The 20,156-nt window shown below is 65.3% G+C and carries 5 protein-coding genes; 3 read left to right on the top strand and 2 right to left on the bottom strand.

Annotation, left to right across the window (positions count from 1 at the left end; genetic code table 11):
* Nucleotides 1-53 precede the first annotated feature (53 nt).
* From cobU to bluB, 3 genes are read left to right on the top strand one after another with little or no spacing between them, the layout of a single operon-like run.
* Entirely contained in the window at nucleotides 54-557 is a 504-nt protein-coding gene (cobU, locus tag IVB47_RS33000; RefSeq protein WP_247467733.1) for a bifunctional adenosylcobinamide kinase/adenosylcobinamide-phosphate guanylyltransferase, read from the top strand.
* On the top strand, nucleotides 554-1,336 hold the full coding sequence (gene cobS / locus IVB47_RS32995; protein ID WP_247467731.1) for an adenosylcobinamide-GDP ribazoletransferase: 783 nt from the start codon (nucleotides 554-556) through the stop codon (nucleotides 1,334-1,336). The genes cobU and cobS overlap by 4 nt, the downstream gene beginning before the upstream one ends.
* Nucleotides 1,337-1,340: 4 nt before the next feature.
* Nucleotides 1,341-1,973, top strand: coding sequence for a 5,6-dimethylbenzimidazole synthase (bluB, locus tag IVB47_RS32990; RefSeq protein WP_247467728.1), 633 nt, complete (start codon nucleotides 1,341-1,343; stop codon nucleotides 1,971-1,973).
* 140 nt (nucleotides 1,974-2,113) lie between these two features.
* On the opposite strand, the gene IVB47_RS32985 is transcribed toward bluB, so the two are convergent.
* Nucleotides 2,114-3,808: a ShlB/FhaC/HecB family hemolysin secretion/activation protein gene (locus tag IVB47_RS32985; RefSeq protein ID WP_247467726.1), complete on the bottom strand. Its 1,695-nt coding sequence runs from the start codon at nucleotides 3,806-3,808 to the stop codon at nucleotides 2,114-2,116.
* An 11-nt stretch (nucleotides 3,809-3,819) separates the two neighbouring features.
* A complete protein-coding gene (locus IVB47_RS32980; protein ID WP_247467724.1) occupies nucleotides 3,820-20,145 on the bottom strand; it encodes a leukotoxin LktA family filamentous adhesin in 16,326 nt (5,441 codons plus the stop codon).
* Nucleotides 20,146-20,156: the final 11 nt, after the last annotated feature.

Raw genomic sequence — 20,156 nt, 5'->3', positions numbered from 1 at the left:
CGGCTTTGTCTTTGCCCAAGTTTGGTGATTAGTGCTGGCCGACAGGAGACTTCATGGCCGTCATTTTGATCACCGGCGGAGCACGGTCCGGCAAGAGCAAACGTGCGGAAACGCGCACGCGCGCCTTTCCCGGGCAGCCGGTCTATGTCGCAACGGCCGAGGCGCTCGATGCGGAAATGGAGACGCGTATTGCCATGCATCGCGCGCGCCGCGGAACCGACTGGATCGAACGCGAAGTGCCGCTCGATCTCGTCGAGTCGCTGCTCGCAACTGATGGCGGCGGCGCAAGGCTGGTCGACTGCCTGACGCTGTGGCTCTCCAACCTCATGCATGCGGAGCGCGACTGGGAGCGCGAGGTGAGCGAGCTCGCCGCCGCCCTGCTCCGCCTGAAGAGCCCCGTCGTCCTTGTCACCAATGAAGTCGGCCTCGGTATCGTGCCCGACAACGCGCTGGCGCGCAGCTTTCGCGACGCCGCCGGGATCATGAACCAGACCATCGCTGATGTCGCCGACGAGGCCGAGTTCGTCGTCGCCGGCCTGCCGATGAAACTGAAATGATGCCGCGCGCCGAGCTTCTGCGGGATCTCATCGCCGATCTCAGGATCGCGGCGTCCTTTGTCACGATCCTGCCGGTGGCATCGTCGGAGCCAGCCGGCGACGGCGCCATCGCGCGCGCGACCTGGGCGCTTCCCGTTGCGGGACTGGTGGTCGGCCTTGCCGGCGCTTTGGTTTATGCGATCGCCAGCCGGTTCGGTCTGACATCGAGCCTCGCCGCCCTGCTCGCGCTGGCCGCGACCGCCCTCGTCACCGGCGCGCTGCACGAGGACGGCCTTGCGGATACTGCCGACGGGCTCGGCGGCGGCCGCACGCGCCAACGCAAGCTCGAGATCATGCGCGACAGCCGGATCGGCACCTATGGCGTCTGCGCGCTGATCCTGTCGTTCGGCCTGCGCTGGAGCGCGCTCGCGGCGATCGCCAATCCGTGGGCCGTCGCGCTCGCGCTGTGCGCTGCGCATACAGCGGCCCGCGCGGGCTTGCCGGCGTTCATGTCGCAGGTCGCGCCTGCACGACCTGACGGCCTGTCGGCGAGCGCCGGATCACCGCCGGGCCGCAGCGTTGCGATCGCATTCGCTGTTGGGATCCTCGCGCTCGTGCTCGCGCTTGGGCCGGGCAAGGCGCTGGTGAGCCTGATCCTGCTCTCCCTCGCCGCCCTGATGCTGGCGCGACTTGCCATCCGCCAGATCGGCGGGCAGACCGGCGACATCCTCGGCGCATTCGAGCAGACCGGCGAGATCCTGATCCTGCTGGTTGCCGCAGCTTTTCAGATCGGAGGGTGATGCGATGGTCGAATTCGACGACACCTTCCGCCAGCACTTGCGCGAGCTGTTCGTGTGGCGCCGCGACGTGCGCCGCTTTCGCGCCGATCCGTTGCCTGACGGCGCCGTCGATCGCCTGATCGAGACGGCCTGTCTCTCGCCTTCGGTCGGCCTCAGCCAACCCTGGCGCTTCGTCATCGTTGACGACGCCGCACGGCGTCGCGCCGTGATCGACGACTTCAAAGCGTGCAACGCCGACGCCTTGAATGCCTATGCCGGTGAGCGCGCAGCGCGCTATGCGACGCTGAAACTGTCGGGTCTCGAACAGGCCCCCGGCCACCTCGCCGTGTTCGCGGACAAGGCCAGCGACATCGGTCACGGCCTCGGCCGCGCGACAATGCCGGAGACGACGGAATATTCCGTGGTCGCGGCGATCACCGCGATGTGGCTCGCCGCGCGCGCCGAGGGCATCGGGCTTGGCTGGGTATCGATCCTCCATCCAGATCGCATCCATGCCATTCTCGACGTCCCGGACAACTGGAAGTTCATCGCCTATCTCTGCATTGGCTATCCGGAGGTCGAATGCGACCGGCCCGAGCTGGAACAGGCGAAGTGGGAGCAGCGGCGCGGCGCGGAAGAATTTACGTTGCGGCGTTAATCAGACCGCATCGCAGTCCATCGGCTCGCATTGCGAGCGAAGCGAAGCAATCCAGGCTTGCGAGCGCAGCGAAGCAATCCAGAATCTTGCCGCCGAAGCAGTCTGGATTGCTTCGTCGCAAAGACGACCGAGAGCTTCAGCTACGACTTGCTCCTGCCGGCCACTGCCGCGACAGGCGCCGGACTTTCCTGCTTCTGGAACATCAACAACGGCCGGAAGATGACGCGGCCATAGGCCTCGTAATGGTTCTGGGTCGAGACAGCCATCTTCAACGGCGTCGCGTAATTCGCCTCGAACGTCATGAACGAGGCGTAGGTCCAGGAGAAGCCGATGCCGACCGAGCCCAACTCGGTGATCCCGGGGAACGTCGAATACACCGCACCCCAGTCGGTGAAGATGTAGGTGTCGAAACCCCTGAGCCATTGCGACCAATTGTAGTGCAGCTCGGCGTTGAAATAATAGCCGCTGTCACCGGATGCCGAGTTGGAGGGATAACCGCGCACGGTGGTGGGACCGCCGATCGAGAAGATCTGGTCGCCCGGCAGCAGCTTCTCCTGTGTGTACTGCCAGCTCGCCAGCACATTGGTGCTGAAATTTGCAGGCCCTGCGGCGCTGGTCGCGAACATCGAGCCGGTATAGGTGTTGAACGTGCGATTATTGCCGAGCACGTGGTCTTGCCACGTGATGTAGTTCACCGCCGGCGACACCGTGATCGAATAGGTGTTGCCGGAATTGGTCACCGAGAGGCCCGCCGTGGCCTTGTCGTAATGATCCTGAGTCACGGCGACGGTGGCGAAGCGGCTGACCGTCTTGCCCTCGGTCTCCGCGGCGTTGAGCAGCACCAGCCAGTTCTGCGTCACCCAGACCGGCTGGCTGAAATTGACCGCGGCCTGGCTCGAGCGTCCGGTGACGTCGAGCGCGACGAACGGTCCCTGGATGATCTTGATCTTGCCTTCGGTATAGCTGACGCCGGCGCGGCCGCCCCAGGGATTGACCGGGATGCTGTAGGCGACATTGCCGTTGAGATTGCCGTCGGAACGAACGCCGTAGAAGGTCAGGCGGTCGTCGACGCCGAACAGGCCGTGGCGCTTGTAGAAGGCCCCACCCTCCCAACGCCCGGTGTTTTCCGCGCCCTGGTTGTCGGTGAAGAGCTGCAAGGTGTCGACCGGCGGCTCGATCACGGCGAACTGGAGATCGGTCAGGCCGAAGCTCGTGCCGGGCTGCAGCAGCGCCTTGATCTGCACGTCGTTGGTTCGGTTGAACCAGATCACGTCGCGATTGAGTTTTGGAACGTCGAGGACCTCGCCTTCGGGCTCCTTCACGCGCTGAAAGATGTACTCGGTGCGGGTCTGCTTGTTGCCCTCGATGGTCGTCTTCTGCAGCCGGCCTTCGGTCAGCTTGACGCGGACGATGCCGCCCTTGGCATCCTGCTCGGGCAGCGTCGCAATGCCCGTCACGATGCCGCGCTCGGTATAGATGGCGTTGATGTCGGCGACGAGCTGCAGCAGCGAGGCGATGTCGACGTTCTTGCCGACATACTTCTTCGCGATCTCATCGAGCTCGGCCGGCGTGATGAACTTGGAGGCGTCGAACTCGACCTTGCGCAGGCGGAATTTCGGCCCGCCCGGCTTCAGGAGCTGGGACTTCTCCCGCTCGCCGCCAATTACCGCCGGCCCGTTGAGCTTGGGCGGCGCGCTCTGCTGTTCGAGCTGCCGGCGTTGCCGGTCGACGTCGTTCTGGATCACGCCGGGATTGATCGAGGGCACCTGCGCGCGCGCAGGCGCGATCCAGCTAGCTGCTAGCCCAATCCCTAACGCTGCCCCCCAAATCCGCATCCCGAGTCCCGTTACCATGCCTGTGCGAGACGGCCGATGGCCGGCTTCGTCGCCTCATTCGCCGCGTCTTTCCAGCCGGCGCGTCCCACGCGCTGACCCTGCCGGCGCAGCTTGCGCATGTCGCTCAGTCCCTCGATGTTGACGGCGGGACCAGAGCCGATGGTCTCGACCGGCCGCGGCGTCAGCAGCGCATCGAGCCGCGCCTTGCCGGAGAGACCGAGCAGGTAGAACGTCCCCCCGTCCTTCTTCGCGAGCCAGGTCTCGATGTTCTCGCTGCCCTCGCCGTCGACCGGGATGTTGCGCACCATGCTGGCGCCGGTGAAGTCGTAGCAGCAGGTGTGGGTCGGCCCATAGTTGCTAACGGTGGCCGAGACGTCGCCGGTGTAGAACACCACATAGGCGTTGCTGACATTGGCATTCCCGACCTGGCTCATCGTGAACACGCCACCCGGCTGGTAGAGCTGCAACGTCGGCCAGTTGGACGGCGCCGGCGTACGGTTGTTGAGCAGCACCTGCTGGGTTGCCGTGGTCAGCATCAACTGGCCCGGGACATAGCCGTTCAGGATCGCGACCGCGTGCGCATCAGTCCAGAAGTTCGCGTCCACCACCTTGAACTGGTTGATGATGATGCTGTCCGGATCGATCGAGATATTGGCCGAAGTCGCGACGCCGCCGTTATGGCCGGTGATGTTCATGATCAGCGGAACCGACGGGTTCGAGCGGACCTGCTCGCCCTTGACGTTGATGGTATCGGCGGCGAGATCGAGCTCCTTGACCACGCTGACCCAATCAATGGTCAGGTCGCCCGATGAAGTCAGCTTGATCACGTTGCCGCTGACCCGGTCGAGCGAGACCGATCCGGCCACATCGAAATGCGTATCCCCGCTGGCCGAGATCGATCCGCCACGGAGCGAGCCGGTGTCGGACTTGACGTTGAGGTCGCCGGCGTCGCCCGGGATGCCTGTCGTGGTGAGCTGGCTGAAGACGATGTCGTTGACGGCGTGCAAGGTCTGTGTGCCGCCGCTGATGGCGGTGCCAACGGTAATCCCCCCGGCGGTCGCGGTGACGTCGAGTGTGCCGCCGGCCGTGAGATTATCCCAATGAACCACGGTGCCGCTCAGGACCGCGGTGCCGGTCGCGGCCGTGAGGTTATGACCGGTGTTGGTGCCCGCCGCGATCAGCCTTGCCGAGCCGTTGGCCGAGACCGAGCCCAGCGTCGGCACGCCGCCCGACATCACCGTCTGCGCCAGGATGAAGCCGTTGTCCGCATTGACGTTGATGCTGCCGGCGTCGCCGCTGTAGCCGGTGGACGTGAGCGACTTGAACGTCACGTTCTGGGTGGCGTGGACCGTCTGCGAGCCGCTGCTGTCGGCGGTGCCGATGACGATGCTGCCGTTGTTCGCGACGGCGCTGAAGGTGCCGCTCGCGCCTGCATCCGTACCTGCCAGCACCTGGTCGAGCGTCAGGCCGCCGGTGCCGAGGATGTCCACACTGCCCTTGACCGCCGAGAGCAGGCTCGCCTCGGTGTCGGTCAGAGACTTCAGATAGATGTCGCCGGCACTCGTGCTTGCCGACAGCCGCGCGGCACTGAGGATGAACCGCCTCGCCGCGTTGCCGATGCCGTTGGACGCGCTCAGCGAAACTTCGGCGCCGGAGCCGGACGCGACGAATTTGGTCTGGCCGTCGCCATTGTCGATGATCGCTCCGAGCGAGGCGACGCCGCCAGCGGTGACGATGATCGAAGGCGCATTCGAGGCCACCGCATAGGACAGCGACGAATTCAGCTGGCCGATGGTCGCGTCGCCGGTGGTGGTCACGGAGATCACGCCGGCCGCGTTGATGGCGGAGTAAGCTCCCATCGACAGTGTCGCGGCTACCAGCGTCATCCCGCCGGCGCTGCTGGTCGCAACCACCGGCGCCGTGCCGGTGCCGGCCGCGAAGGTCATGCCACGGTTGGCGAGGAGCTGCATCAGGCCGCCGCTGGCGAGGTCGGCATTGATGGTGAGCGCGCCGCGCGCAACGTTCAGCGTCAGTGCGCCGCCGGATGTCAGCGTCCCATAGGCGCCGCTGGTGCCGACCACGAGGTCGCCGGTGACCGCCAGGATGCTGAGATCGCCGACCGCCGAGCCGGTCACGGCGCCGGAGATATTCACCTGCACCGGCTGGAAGGTCGAGCCGTTGAAGCCGATGCTGCCGCCGGCGCGCAGATCGAGATCGGTGCCGAGAATATGGATCGCGGTACGATCCGTGAAACCGGACTCGGCGTAGATGCTGCCGGTCGCCGCGAGCTGGATTGCATTGCCGGCGGCGATGTTGCCGACGATGAGATCGCCGGTGGTCTGCTTCACATAGATGCCCTGCGCCGACGAGACCTGGTCGAGCTGGTCGTTGGCCGGGTCGGCAAAGGCGATCTGGATCGCGTTCGCGTTGGTCGCGGGATTGCTTCCGGCAGCGCCGGGGGCACCGACATTGCCGTGCTCGGCGATCAGAGTCAGATTGCCGATATCGCCGGAGATCACGGGCGTACCGGTCACGCCGGCGGCGGCGGTGATGCTGGTCACGGCGTCGAGCTTGACGTCTCCGCGGCCGGTCACCTCGATGCCGTTGGCCTGCGCGGCCGCGATCGGGCCGTAATTCGCGGTGATGCCGCCGAGCGTGAGGCTGTTCTTGCTGCCGAGATAGATGTTGGTCAGCGCCTTGGCCGAGATCGCGATCGGGTTGTCGACGACGACGAGGTTCTGCTGCGACAGGCTGACCGTATAGGTCACGACGTGGGTGGTCGGATCCGTGACCGCGCCGACGGTGAGCTGACCCGGACCGGCCGTCGCGAGCAATCCCCTCTGCGCCGGCGTCAGCGACGAGGAATCGACGCTGGTGAATGTGAACGTCTGAGGCGCTGCCGAATTGCCGACCGAGCCGTGCGGCGCGTAGAGCATGATCTGGTTGGCGCTGACATTGGCCACGACGTTCTCGTCGATCGGCGGCGGCGCCGCGCCGACGGCCGACGACGAGACGGTGTAGGCGAGCTGGCTCTGCGTCCACTGCGCGCCCGCGGTGATGATGCCGTAGACCCGCTCGGTCGACGCGAGCGCATAGGCGTAGTTCGCATTGTAAGTGTTCAGCGCCGTTTGCAGCGCCGTATTGCTCGGTAGGCGCTGATTGGCTGTCGTTACGCCGTCGAACAGCTTCGTGAACAGCGTCGACGACAACGAGCTGCCGAACACGGTCCCCAGCGGATCTGCCGGTGCCGTGCCGAGCAATGTCGTCAGCGACGTCTTGAGCTCGTCGGTCGTGATCTTGCCGAGCAGGAACTGGTCCCTCAGGAACCGCGTCGTGGCCTCGACCTTCATGTCCGTCGTCGAGACGTTTGCGGGATCGATGCCGAGCTTGGCCGCCACCTGCGCCCGCAGCACCGTCAATCCCACCGAAGTCGGGTTGTAGGTGCTGCCGTTCGCGAAGGCGATGTTCTTGAGCTGGAAGTAGTCGTTATAGGCCGACGTCACCATCGACTGGTAGCTGTTGACGGCGTTGGTGGCGGCGTTGCCACTGAGCAGGTCGAGGCTGGTCCAGACGTCCTGGAGATGCTGGCTCTGCGCCTGGGTGAGACCAACCGCCGCCCTTCCGTTCAGGATGCTGGCCTGGTTGCCGTCCGAGCCGGCCGCCTCGAGGAACACCGGGCCGCCGCTCGACTGGACCGTGCCGAGACGCAGGTCGCCCTTGGACTGCACGATGTAGGTGCCGGTCGCCGATGCGCTGTCGAGAACCCCGCCGTCGACGGTGCCGCCGGCCTGCGTCGTGCCCGTCGCCTGGATCACCAGCGGATTGATATTGGTCAGGGTGCTCGCGCCGTTGATGACGGCGCTCGTCGCGCCGATCGCGCCGGCGGTGGAGTTGATCTCGACGTTCTTGCCGATCACGACGGGGTTGGCGACGTCGTAGGGCGAGGCCGAGTTGATGTCGCCGGTCGCCGAGATAAAGACGCTGCCCTGCGGCGTGCTTCCTGCCGAATTCACCTTCACATGGTTGATCGAAAGCGAGCCGACGGCCGCGATCGCGATGTCGTGGTCGATCGAACTGGCCGTCAGGCTGCCGCCATAGACCTGCACCTGGACGGGAACACCGTTCGCGCCGATCGTGCCGATGCCGCCATCCGCCGAGAGAATGACGCTCCGGCCCGATATCATCGGGTTGTTCGCGTTCGTGCCGCTGGTGATAGCCGAATTGGCTCCCGTGGCGCTGACCGTCGTCGTGCCCGAGAGGTTGTTGATCGGACCGTTGACGACGATGCCGGAGTTGGAAGTGACCAGAACCGTGCTGTTGCCGCCGCCGCTGAACGAGATGTTGATCGGGTTCGACGCCTTGACCGTATTGGTCAGCGTAAGGGTCAGGTGATCATAGATATTCTGGTACCAGTTATATTGGTTGTCCGTGCCGCAGCACTTCTCGGGATGGGTGTTGCCGCCACCGGTGTGATAGGAACCGGTCGCGGTGACGACTTCCTGGAAGTTCGATGTCTGTGGGCCAGTGCTGCCGCCGCCGCCCTGGGCCTGTTGCACGTCCGAAACCAGGCTGATGGTGCGGGTCCAGTTCTGCCCGGTGGCCGAGTTGGGCGTATAGTGCCATCCGTAGTCGAACTGCGTCGAACTCGTCGGACGATCCAGCGTCGCCATGTCGACCCACTGGTAGAACATGTTTGCCTTGGTCGCGTACTGGATACCTGCCGTGCCGCTGAGGCTCGTCAACATCGTGTCGGTGTAGTGGCTCGCATTGACGCCGCTCGTTTGATACGTCGACACCTGCTGGCCGCCCGCAGCGGACGGATTGTAGACGTACCACGTCGTCTGCTGCTTGAGCTGATCGACGATCTCGATCACGCTCGGCGCGCTGACGCCGGTATTGATGGTGTTGGTGACGAGCTGCAGACCGGTCGTGTTGTTGACCGCGATCGAGCCGGCGCCACCTTTGACCGCGATCGTGCCTTGGGAGACACCGTCCTGGGTCGAGGTCGAGATGATCCTGCCGTTCAGATAGACGTAGCCGCCCGAGCCCTGCACCACGCCGTTCACGAGGATCTGGTCGGTGAGAGCGTTGTACTTCACCCCGATCTTGATGTCGCCGGCGGCCTCCGTCGTCGCGGACGCCGTGATGTCGTAATAGCTGCCGTTCTGGGCGTTGACCTGGGCCTGGGCAAAGTCCGCGCCCGCATTGCGGCTCTTGAGGTCGTTGATGGCGGTCAACGTGGAGCCTCCGATGTCGACCGAGTAATCGCTGCTCGTGCCGCTCTGGATGGTGCCGTTGATGTTGATGACCCCCGCCGAGATGATGATCGCCTTGCCGAAGATGAAGGGCGCGTTAGCCGGCGGGTTGGTCCCCGTGCTCGAGTTCGCGGCCGAGTTCGAAGACGCGGTCTTCGGCGTGATCACGTCGGGCTGGATATTGACGACCTGGAAGTAGGCAGAGCACCCCGCGCAGTTGAATGGCGAGTAATACGTAGCCGTGTGGTTGGTGGTGGTGGTGTTGCCCTGTGCGTCTGTCGAGGTCGTGGTGTAATCGTAGGTCGAGTTGCTGTAGACGCCTTGCCCGGTATAGGTATTTCGCTCCCACGGCGCGGTGGAGATGGTCTGAGCCGTCGGGCCCTCCATGATCGCGAGCGTAGCAGCGTTAGGCACGCCGCCGACGTTCGGGTTACCGGCGCCGGGCGCACCCTGGCCCATCGGCAGGAAGATCGCCGAATAGAGCGACAGGCCGTCGTAATACAGATCCAGCATGCGCGCGGTGAAGATGGTGCTGTTGCTCGCCGTTTGCTGAACGCCGTTATTGCCGTCGACGCAGCAATAGTAGGAATACGGGTGACCGCCGCCCGCGCCGATATGCGGGCTGTTCGCGTAATCGCCATAGGCGCCGAGATAGGTCGCCGCCGCCATCACCGCCGTCAGCGTGTCGTTATCACCCGGCTTGAATTCGACACCCGACCATTGCGAGAGAACATCGTGGTTGGAGGTGTAGAAGCTGCCGATGCCGCCGAGGAAGACGAACGAGCCGTTGGGCGCCACCATCTGGACAGTCGCGGCGTTGAGCGACTGCGACGCGACGATGCTGCCGAGATTGTTGGTGATCTTGAGCAGGCCGTTCTCGTTGTTGACGACGCCGTCGAAATAGATGTCGGGCGTGCGGGTCAGCTGGTTGCCGTTCTGGTCGACGCCGAGTCCGCTGGAGGGATCCAAGCGGTTGTAGGTGGCCGAGATGTCGATGATCGGCGTCGCGCTCGGCGTGGCCGTGAAGGTCACATTGGAGTGCGAATCCGGGTCGACATGGTCGATCTGGCGGTAGGTGATGTTTCCTCCGGTGATATTGGTGACCGTGAGGTTGGCCAGGTCCATGAAGTCGAGGCCCCTGTTCTCGATCTTGATCATCGGCGAGCTGCGCGCGATGACCGCCGGCGCTGCGGGGTTCGTGCCGCTGTTTCCGGTCAGCTTCTGCGCCAGAATCGAGACGTTGCCGGCGGACACCAGCATATCGCCGAACGCGAAGGCATTGCCGGCGGCGTCGGAGGTATACGGCGCCTGCTGGATCAAGGCGTTGATCTGGCGCTGGAAGTCGCCGGTCGGATCGGTGCCCGACGGCGACATCGTGGCGGGCGCCGCGGGCGTCGCCGCCGCGAGCTGCGAGCGGATCTGCGTCTCGGTCAGGCCGGTCAGCGTGGCGAGCTGGTTGACGACGCTCTGGTAGGGATTGAAGCCGCCGACGATGGTGTACTGGACCACCTGGTGGTTCCAGCTCATCATCGGGTTGAAGTGATCGACGTCGGCGACATATTCGAGGGTGGGCGTCGACGAACCGCCGGACAGCAGTGACGAGTAAGGACTCGTCGTGCTCGCGGTCGGTGCGCCCGCACCAACGTCGATCGTAATGGTGATATCGTTGTTGATGCCCGCTACCACCAGGCCATCGAGTGCGACGTCGCCGGTTCCGCTGGTATGGCTGTGGTTGTCGCTGTTCTTGGCGCTGAAGATGTCCAGATACGGATTGTAGTTGCTGCCATTGCCGGAGGCGGTGACCTGTCCCTGGGTCGCTCCCAGGGAAATGTTCTGGACGCCGAGCACGGTCGAGGTGTTGGCGAGCGTCAGGCTCGTGGTGTCATCGGCATTGGCCGTGCCGCGGTAGAGCGTGGAGATCGGAATCGCGGTGTTGTTGTAGACGACCGTCGTCGCGGTAGCCTGAACGCTGCTGAAGATGATGGTGTCGCCCGACATGCCGGCATAGATGTTGATCTGGCCCCAGGCCTCGACCTTGGCGTTGTTGCCGACGTTGACGGCCTGGTTGGCGTGAACCCAGCTGTTGGTGCTGGCGCCGACGCCGGCGATCGCGCCGTAGAGACTGGCATTGGCGTTGTTGGACGCCGCCATCTTCGCAGCCGTGCCGATATAGATCTTGCCGGCGCTGAAGAGTTCGCGGGCATTGATGTTGACCGCGAGCATGGCGTTCGCCGTCATGTTGGATTCGGCGCCGCCGCCGGCGAAGAACGCGGCTGTGGCCAGGCTCGCCGTGTCGTTGGTATTGAGCGTGTTGTAGGCCTCGATGTTGATCACCGCCGCCGATGTCCGCGGATCGCCGTTGAGGCTCAGCACCGTCCCGGCGCCGATATTGGTGGTGACGGTCTGGGTGACATGCGTGTTGCTCAGTGCCGCAGCACCCGCGAACACGCCACCGGAGCCCGACCGCGCGCCGCCACCAGCCTGGGTGACGATGTCGTTGGCGATGACGACCATGTCGCCGCCGGCCGAGTTGATGATCAGATGAGGTCCAATGTCGACGGTCGTGGTCGCGTTGACGTCGTTCTGCGCGCTGCCTCCGGAGACGCCGGCCGTGGACGCCTGGTAGGCATCGCCGCTGGCGGCATAGTTCGTGGTGTGCTTGGCCTGGATGTTGAGGCCGCCGAAGAACAGCGTGTCATCCGTTGCGCCGCCGTCGAACCGCGCATTGGTCACGGCGGTCGAACTGGTCGTCGCGACCGCGGCAGCGCCGGCATAAGTGCCACCCGCGCCAACCGTCGCATTGGAGACGTTGATGTCCTTGCCGGTCGCCGTGATCTGGAGGATACCGGTGTAGTCGGCGTGATTCAGATGGGTCGCGCCCATATCGTCGGGGGCGCCCAGATAAGCGTAAGTGTGCGCGCTCGACGACGTCTGGGCGACCGTCGCACCCACTGCCAGGAAGCCGGTCGAAAGGCCGGTCGCCTGGGCGTATTGGCTGCTGTCGTTCTGGGCCGTGATGACCACGTCGGCGTTGGGAAGCGTAATCCCGGTGCCGCCATACGCGCTCACCGTCGCGTTCTCGGACGCCCTGGCGTAGCTGCCCTGTGCACCGATCAGCGAGCCACCGCCGCCAGCGAGCGACCAGGCGTAGGTCGTCGTGCCGCTCGTCGGAACCAGCGCCATCGCGGTCACGGCGAGCGCACCGCCCGAGAAGGTGGTGTTGTCGCCGACATCGGCCGTGACGGTGGCCGTCACCATCGATTCCGCGACCGACACGCCGATGGCGCCGCCGCCGACCGCGACGCCAATCGCCTTGCTCGAAAGATTGGGGGTGAGCGATGCCGAGACCAGCGTGCCGACGCCGGTCGCGGAGGTGGTGATCGATGCGCTGGAACCGATCTCGGCCAGAACAGTCGAATTTTCCTTTGCCGTCGCGACTGCGCCGTCACCGGCGACGATGCCCCCCGCGACCGCGGTCGCGGACGCCGACATTGCGCCGGCCTCGCCTGCGCCAACCGCAAGGGTCGAGCTGTTCACCGTCGCGTTCGACAGCACCTTTGCCGCGACAGAACTGGATCGTCCCGTGGTGGCGATCGATACCCCGATGGCCGCAAGGCCGCCGGTGCCGCCGCCCGCGGTCACGCTCTGCGTCGAGCTGTCCATCGCCATGACGGCGACGCCGGTGCCGCCCGTGCCGGTGACGGAGCCGCCGAGCTGGGCTGTCACGGTGTTGGCGACGTTGCCGACAGCGACGGCCGCGTCCGCGCCGAAGTAGAGCGCTGCACCGCCGGCGATCGCCTCGCTGTCGACGGTCTTGCCCGAATAAGGGCCGGTGTCGGCGTCCTTGACCCGGGCGGCGACCGTCACGGAAGGCGCCGCGACGATCGCGCTCAGATTGGCGAGCACGCTGCTGTTGACGCTGGTGTAGCCGATGCCGGCACCGATCCCGACATTCTTGGCAAAGCCGGCGCCGAGCAGGAACATCTTGGTCGCGTTGGCGCTGGTGGCGGCGACGTTGACCTGCGTGCCGGTCACATTGCCGCCCGCGATCTGGGCGGTGACGCCGTCATTGCCGCCGGTCAGGACGGTGCTGATGTCGTAGGTCGAGGTTGCGTTGGCGTTGCCCGGATTGCCCGAGGTGCCGCTCGCGACCGCGTCGCTGCCGTGCGAGGAATTGGTGCCCGCGTTCACCGACGCGAGGGTGCCGTTGTTGCCCTGGTTGAGCTGGCCGGTCTGCTCGCCCAGCGTGTCCGGATCGGCGGTGTTGGTGCCGACGATGATGACGCCGACGGTTGCGCCGATGCCGACGCTGCCGCCGATGCCGGCGGTGACTGCGTAGGACAACACTTCCTTGGTGCTGAGCGCGCCGACATTGATCGCGCCGGACGAACTGAGGTTGCTGTTGCGGCTTTCCGCAATGGTCTGGCTCTTGAAGACGATGACGTTGGCCGCCGCGCCAACGCCAACGCCGGATCCGCTGGCGGCAATCGAGAGCGCGCCGGCAATCTCCTTGATCGCAACGTCCTCGGTGGCGTTGATGGTGACCGCGCCAGCCGCGCCGCCCGTGGGGGACTGCAGCGTGGTGTCGTAAACGCCCGCGATGGTGGTGTTGTTGGCAATCTCGATATTGGCCATGCCGGCGATCGCCGCCGTGCCGGTCGAAAGCGCCCCGCCGATCGAATAGGCCTGGAAGCGGTTTTTCGTCGTTGCCTGGACGTCGAGCGCACCGCTCAGATTGACCGCGGTGGTGTGCGCCGCACCGTTGCCCTGGTAGTGGAACTCGTCGCCGACATAGGCCTCCGTCCGGTTCGCCGAGACCTGAACCAGGAACGCCGCGCCGACCGCGGCCTGGCTGCCATAGGCGCCCGAGCCGTTCGCCGACGCGATACCTGTGGCGTCGTAGGCGTTGACCGTGAGCGACGACGCCGTGAGGGAGCCGCCGTCGACATAGGCCTCGGTGGTTGCGACGAAGACGTTCAGCCCGACCGAGCCGGTGCCGAAACCGACTGCGATCGATGACGCGTCCTGCTCGGCATTGGCTTTCACGGTGACGGCGCCCACCGTTGCGCTCGTCGACTGCACGCCACCAACGGTCGCATTGGTGATGTACGCTTCGGTGTCACGCGACATCGTCGTGCTGAGAATGGTCGCGCCGCCGCCCCCGCTCCCGGTTGGCGGCACCACGCCGGCGCCGAACGCGCCCGAATAGGAGAAGCTGCTGGCGGCCACGTCGATCTGCGGGTCCAGCGTCGAACTTGCCAGCCGCGTGTCGATCGCCGCGCCGTCGATATAGGCCTTGGTGGATCCGCTCATCACATTGATGATCGGATTGATCATGATGGAGATGCCCGAGCCCGCAGACAGGGTGGCGACGTTGGTGACGACGGCCTGGTGCGAGCTGGCGACGACGGCGAGGCCGCGTACACTCTCCTGGGTCTCGCTCAGATCGGGCGTGGTGTCGGTGGGCGCGCTGAAGCCGCCGAGATCGATCGCGTGCGCGAGCGTGCCGCTGTTGACCGAGAGCACGTCGCTCGTGCTGGTCCCGAGCGCATCCACTTTCGTCGTCGTCCCGCTGATATAGGCCGCGGTGGTGCCGGTGATCTTGTTAGTGACCATCGAGCCCGCGCCGCCGGCCGCGCCCTTGCTGATGGACACGGCGCCGGCGAAAACACCCGCTTTGTCATTATTGCCGGCTAGCACGGCAACGTTGTTGTTCGCGATGACGTCGGCCCCGCCGGCAATGCTGGCGGTGACGTTGGTTCCCATCAGATTGGTAGCGACCGAACCTGCAAGGCCGATCTGGGAAGAAATCGCGATACCCACGGCAACTGTCGAGATGCTGGCGTTCGAGTTCGCGTTGACGGCGACACTGCCCGAGGCGGTCAGCTTGGAGCCGGCGACACCGGCGCTGACATTATTGGCAATGCTGCTGTAGACGAGCGCCAGGCCCGCGGCGCTGCCTTGCGTCGAGCCGCCAGCGACGGCGGCGGCTCCGGTGATGCTGGAATTCTCGGTCGCGGTGACGGAGATGTTGGAGGCCGTCACGGTCGATTGCGTCGTGTCGGACTGGTTGTTGCCGATAGCCGCCGAAACGGTATTGGCGATCGAGCTGATCGTCATGCCGCCGACGCCGGCAAACTGGCCGCTCGCCAGACCGAATCCGATCGTGACCGACTGGATCTTCGTGGTGTCGACCGCATTTACGCTGACTGTGCCGAGGGCCGACATCCGGACGTTGGCGATATAGGCCGAATGCGTCGTCGCGATGGTGTCATACACCATCGAAGCGCCGACATTGTTCTTGCCGGCCTGGATGGTGCCCGCAACGGAGACGATGCCGGCGCCCGGACCGTTACCCGCGCCGCCGTTGAGCGCCGCCGCGCTGAAATCTATGCAATTCGCCGTGCCGTTTCCGGCGGCGGCCGTGCACGTGTCCGATGCGAGATGACCGCTGTTCGACTTCTTGACCAGATTTCCGAGCGCCGTATCGAGGTCCGACACAGCGCCACTGTCCGCCAGCACCGTCACGCGCCCGACATTGATGTTCACCGTCGCGCTGCTGCTGATATACGCCGTCGTCGTGGGCGTAATCTCGTCGACGACGATTGCCCCGGCAAGTCCGTTGGCGTTGCTCCCTGCCCCGCCCGAGGCCGCACCCGCCGCAATCACGCTGGCGCTGTCGGCCAGCACCAGCAGGCTGTCATAGTTCGAGATCGACGTATTGCGGATATGCGCGTCGGTGGCATTAACGCCCGAGGGATCGGCAATCGACGCATAGGTCAGCGCGATGCCGACACCGGCCTTGCCGCCCGACAGATAGAGCGAACCGCCGCCGATCGCGATGTTCGTGGTCTGATAGGCATCGACCTCGATCGCGCGGTTGGTCCCCGTCGCGAAGCCCGTGATCGTCGAGTTCTCGATATAGGCATTGGCACTGTCCGTGACGATGCCGACGGATCCCGACAGAGCGAGCGCATTGGCTGACGTTCCGCCGGCCACGCCGAGGGCGACGACGGTTTCCGACCCGCCATTAAGTGCCTGCACCGTCACAGACATCTGGTTCTGCATCGTGGTGCCGGAGATATAGGCGAGCGTGGCATTGTTGGACATCGCCGCCGCGATGGCGGCGCCGATCGCGGCTCCCTGAGACGACCCGCCCGACATGTTGGCCGCGGCGGAGCCGGAGCCGTTGCTCAGAATCGTGTCGTTGAGCGCCTGCACGATCGTATTCGTGTTCACCGCGGTCGCCGTGGTGAATTTGTTGACCGACGTATTCTTTATATAAGCACTGGTTCCGAGCGAGACGTCGCTTACGGACGAGCTGCCCGCAAGGTCCATGGTGAAGCCGCTCGTGCTCGATCCGGAGCCCGAGCTGATCTTGTTAGCAGCCAGCGCGATCCCGGCCGGCCCGCCGGTCGCGGCGGCACCGGCGGCGTTCGCCTTGTCGGCGAAGCTGGACAATGACGGCTCGCTAATCGAAGCCGCGACGGCCGCGGACGTGATCCGGCCAGAGGTGGTGGCGCTGATCGTAAGGTTGTCGGCGTTGACCGAGCCGCTTCCGCCGCCGTTGCCGGCAAACGGATCGTTGCTGCTGAACGGACCGGACCGGATGTCGGAATGGTTGTCGCCGATATAGGCGGACGTATCCATATTCGCGCCCAGATAGGCAACGGACAATCCAACCGCCGAACCGCCGCCGACATTGACCGCGCCTGCGATCGTCACGACCGAGAGATCCTGCTGCGCCAGGACGTTGAGCGTCGGAGAAAAGACGCTGGCCTGGCTGGAGATCGCGGCGTGCGTCGTGTTGTTGAGGAAGCCGAGCGAGGTGATGCCGTTCAGAGCCAGCGCGCCGCCGGCCTTTCCGGACGACGGCGCGACCGCGACGAACTGATCCGAGGTGATCGCGTTGACGGCGATATCGTCCGCCGCCCGCAGCGATGCACTCTCCGAAACGCCGGCGATCGTGCTGGTGTTGAACTGGACGAAATTGAGCGATCCGCCCACCGAGGAGCCGCCGGAGGTGTTGCCGGGCAGGAAGCCGAGTGTACCGACATTGCCGGCGGCGTCGATCGACGCCGTCGTCGTCGTCGCCGCGATCTGGATGCTGGCGTCGTAAGTGTGGACGTCGCCGTTGTTCACCGTCGCAGACCAGCTGCTGCCGCAAGCCGCCGTGCATGTCGCGGTCAGGCTGGCGCTGCTGGCCACCCACGCCGTGGTGTCATTGTTCACGACGAAATGGTTCACCGAGCCGGCCACGGCGGCGGTATCGCCCGCGTCGGCCGTGGCGTTGGCATAGCTGGTCAGGATGTTGCCGCCGACGCCGAGATTGCCGTTGAGGTGGCTGAGAACCTCGGTCAATCCGTCCCACTTCAGCCAGGTATTGGTGATCGGCATCCAGGTGCTGGCGTCGACGGCGATGTTGGCCGCATTGATCACGGTACCGCCGCCGACATAGGCGTTCGAATTGTGATTGAAATTACCCCATGCGACCGCGGCGCTGATCGCGACCCCCTCGCCGCTTGTCGGGTCCGAGGCGATCGCGGAAGCCGTGGCGTTGCTGCGCACGCCGCGGTCGACGAGGGTGCTGACGACGACGACGTTGCCACTGACATAGAGGTTCGGTGCGCCGCCGCTCGGATTCTGGCCGATCGACGCGGTGGCGTTTTCGGTGCTGTTGGCCAGCGACAGCGCGGCGGCGGCCTTCAGATTGAAATTCACCGGCATCAGCGGGATCATATGCTGAGCGATGATCGAACCCGGGCTGGCCGTGGAGACCATGAAATCCTGGATCGCGCCGATCACGGCCGGCGTACCGACGATGGTCGAAGCCATGGTCGAGTTGCTCGTGGTGTTCGACGTCGCCTCGACCATCACGGAGCCGTTCATCCGGGACGACGTGCTGGTGCCCAGTGACGCGCCGAGCTTTGCGGTGGCCGACGTGGTGACGTCGCTGATGGCGAGCGCCCCGCCGATGCCGCCGCTCGCGTTTGGCGTGCTCAGCGCGACCGCGGTGGCACTGGTCGCGAACGAGTTGTTGTTGATCGCACGCACCGTCAGCGCGTTGCCGGATGCAATCACGTTGCCGACGGAAAGGTTCGCGCCGGTCGCGACATTGGCGGTGGTCGAGACCGAGCCGGTGGAATAGGCAACGGTCGCGACGAATTGCGCGCTGGACGTCGCCGCGACCGCAGTCACGTTCAGCGTGGCGTCATTGATGGCGTGGATGTTGAGGTTACCGCCCGCGCTGATCGTGGCGCCGGAGGCCACGTTGGTGGTGACGTTGCCGTCGAGCTTGCCGACGACGGCGGCGGCGCCGATCGGCGAGCCGCCGAGCAAGGTGCTCGCCAGCGCCGGATCCTGCGCCGTCTCCGAACCGTGCGACTTGATGTCGACGTTGCCGATGCCGTTGATGTTGGCGTGGCCGTTGATGTTCACCGTCGCCGTGGCGCTCGCGGCCACATAGCCGCCGTTGAGGCCGAGCAGCGAGGCCGCAAGCGTGGTGCCGACCAGCGTGAAGAGGCCGGGGACCGAGCTCGTGAAGCTCGATGTCGCCGTCGAGGTCGCGCCAATCGAGATGTCGCCGCCGGTGATCTGGCCGTCGATCGTGATTCCTGTGGTCGCGGTGGCCTGGCCCGAGAGCTTGGTATCAGTCGCCGTCGCGGTCAGCGTGACACTGCCGCTGGCGTAGTTCGTTCCACCAACATTGACCGCCTGGGCGAGAATCTTCGCTCCGTTGACGATGCTGATGGTCGGCGCGTCGATCTCGACGTTGATGGCGTTACCGACGGAATGGGTCTTGGTGGCGTCGAGGTTGCGGGCATCGATCACCGCATGCGCGGCCAGCGTGACCGAATTGTCGGCCTGAACCAGATAGGTGCCGCCGGCGCTGAGCGCCGCGATGGCGTTGGCCACGGACGTGTTCCCGAGGGTTACGCCGACGTCGCCCTGGCTGGCATCGCCGATCACCACATCGGTCGGGTCGATCAGCAGCGTGCCGGCCCGGCCGTTCGGCGCGGCGAGGTTGATGGTAACGCCGCTGCCGACGTCGATGACGCCGTTTCCGCTCAGCTCGACCAAGCCCGCATTGCCGGTTTTCGAGCTGGCATTGATCTTCGCGCCGCTCTTCACGGTCACGTCGTTGCCGGCCTTGACGAGGACGCCGCCGGCATCGGCGGTCCTGCTCGCCGTGCTCAAGCGTGCATTCTTGCCGAGTTCGGCCTGGTTGCCGGCCACGACCGTGATGTTGCTTGGCGTGGTGGTCCTGCTGCGCGCGGTCAGCCGTCCGTTGACGCTGGCGCTGTTGACGGCGCCGATGTGAATGGAGCCGTTGCGCACGGAAATCGCGGCAGCGCTCCGCAGCCCCTTGGAATTGACCGAGGCCGCGAACTTCGCGGCATGATCGAGATTGGCAATGTCGCGCTGGCTCGCGCCACCGACAAGGACGTTCTGCCCGGTCAGGCGCACGCCATCGATGGCATTGACCCGGCCGTAGATCCGGATGTTGCCGTCCGGCGAGACCGGGAACGAGCCCGCCATCAGATTGGCGATGGCCGAACCGTTGATCTGCCCCTGCGCGCCGATCAGGCTGTCGGTGAACTCGCGCGTCGGCGTCGAGACGTTGAGGCTGCCGACATTGACCGTTCCGCTGCGGCCGACCACGAAGCCCTTGGGATCGGCGAAATAGACGTTACCGCCGATCGCGCCATTCATGTAGGAGTTCAGCGTGCCGTTGACGTAGACCGGTGCGTCGCGAACGATGTTGACGAGATTTTGCGTGCCGGTCGGCAATTGCAGATTGACCGTGTTGCCCTGCCCGACGCTGAACTGCGAGAACGAGTTGAAGGCACTGGTGCCGGAGACGGTCGACGTCGTGACGGTGGTCACGCTGCCGGACGTCTGAAGGCTGGTCCCGGTGCGGCCGTCCGGCGTGATCACGTTCGCCGGCTGTGCCTGCAGGCGGACGCTGAACACCGGCAGGAAGACCATCTGCATCGCGCAGAGCAGTGACATCGAACGGAAACGCGCGAGCCCCCGCAGCGTCAGCTCGTCATTGTCTCGCCTTGCAGATGGTCGGCGCATTTCAGATCCTC

Source organism: Bradyrhizobium sp. 62, from assembly GCF_023073035.1.
GTDB lineage: Bacteria > Pseudomonadota > Alphaproteobacteria > Rhizobiales > Xanthobacteraceae > Bradyrhizobium.
Note: the sequence above shows the minus strand (reverse complement) of the source record. Positions and strands in the feature narration are given on the sequence as shown.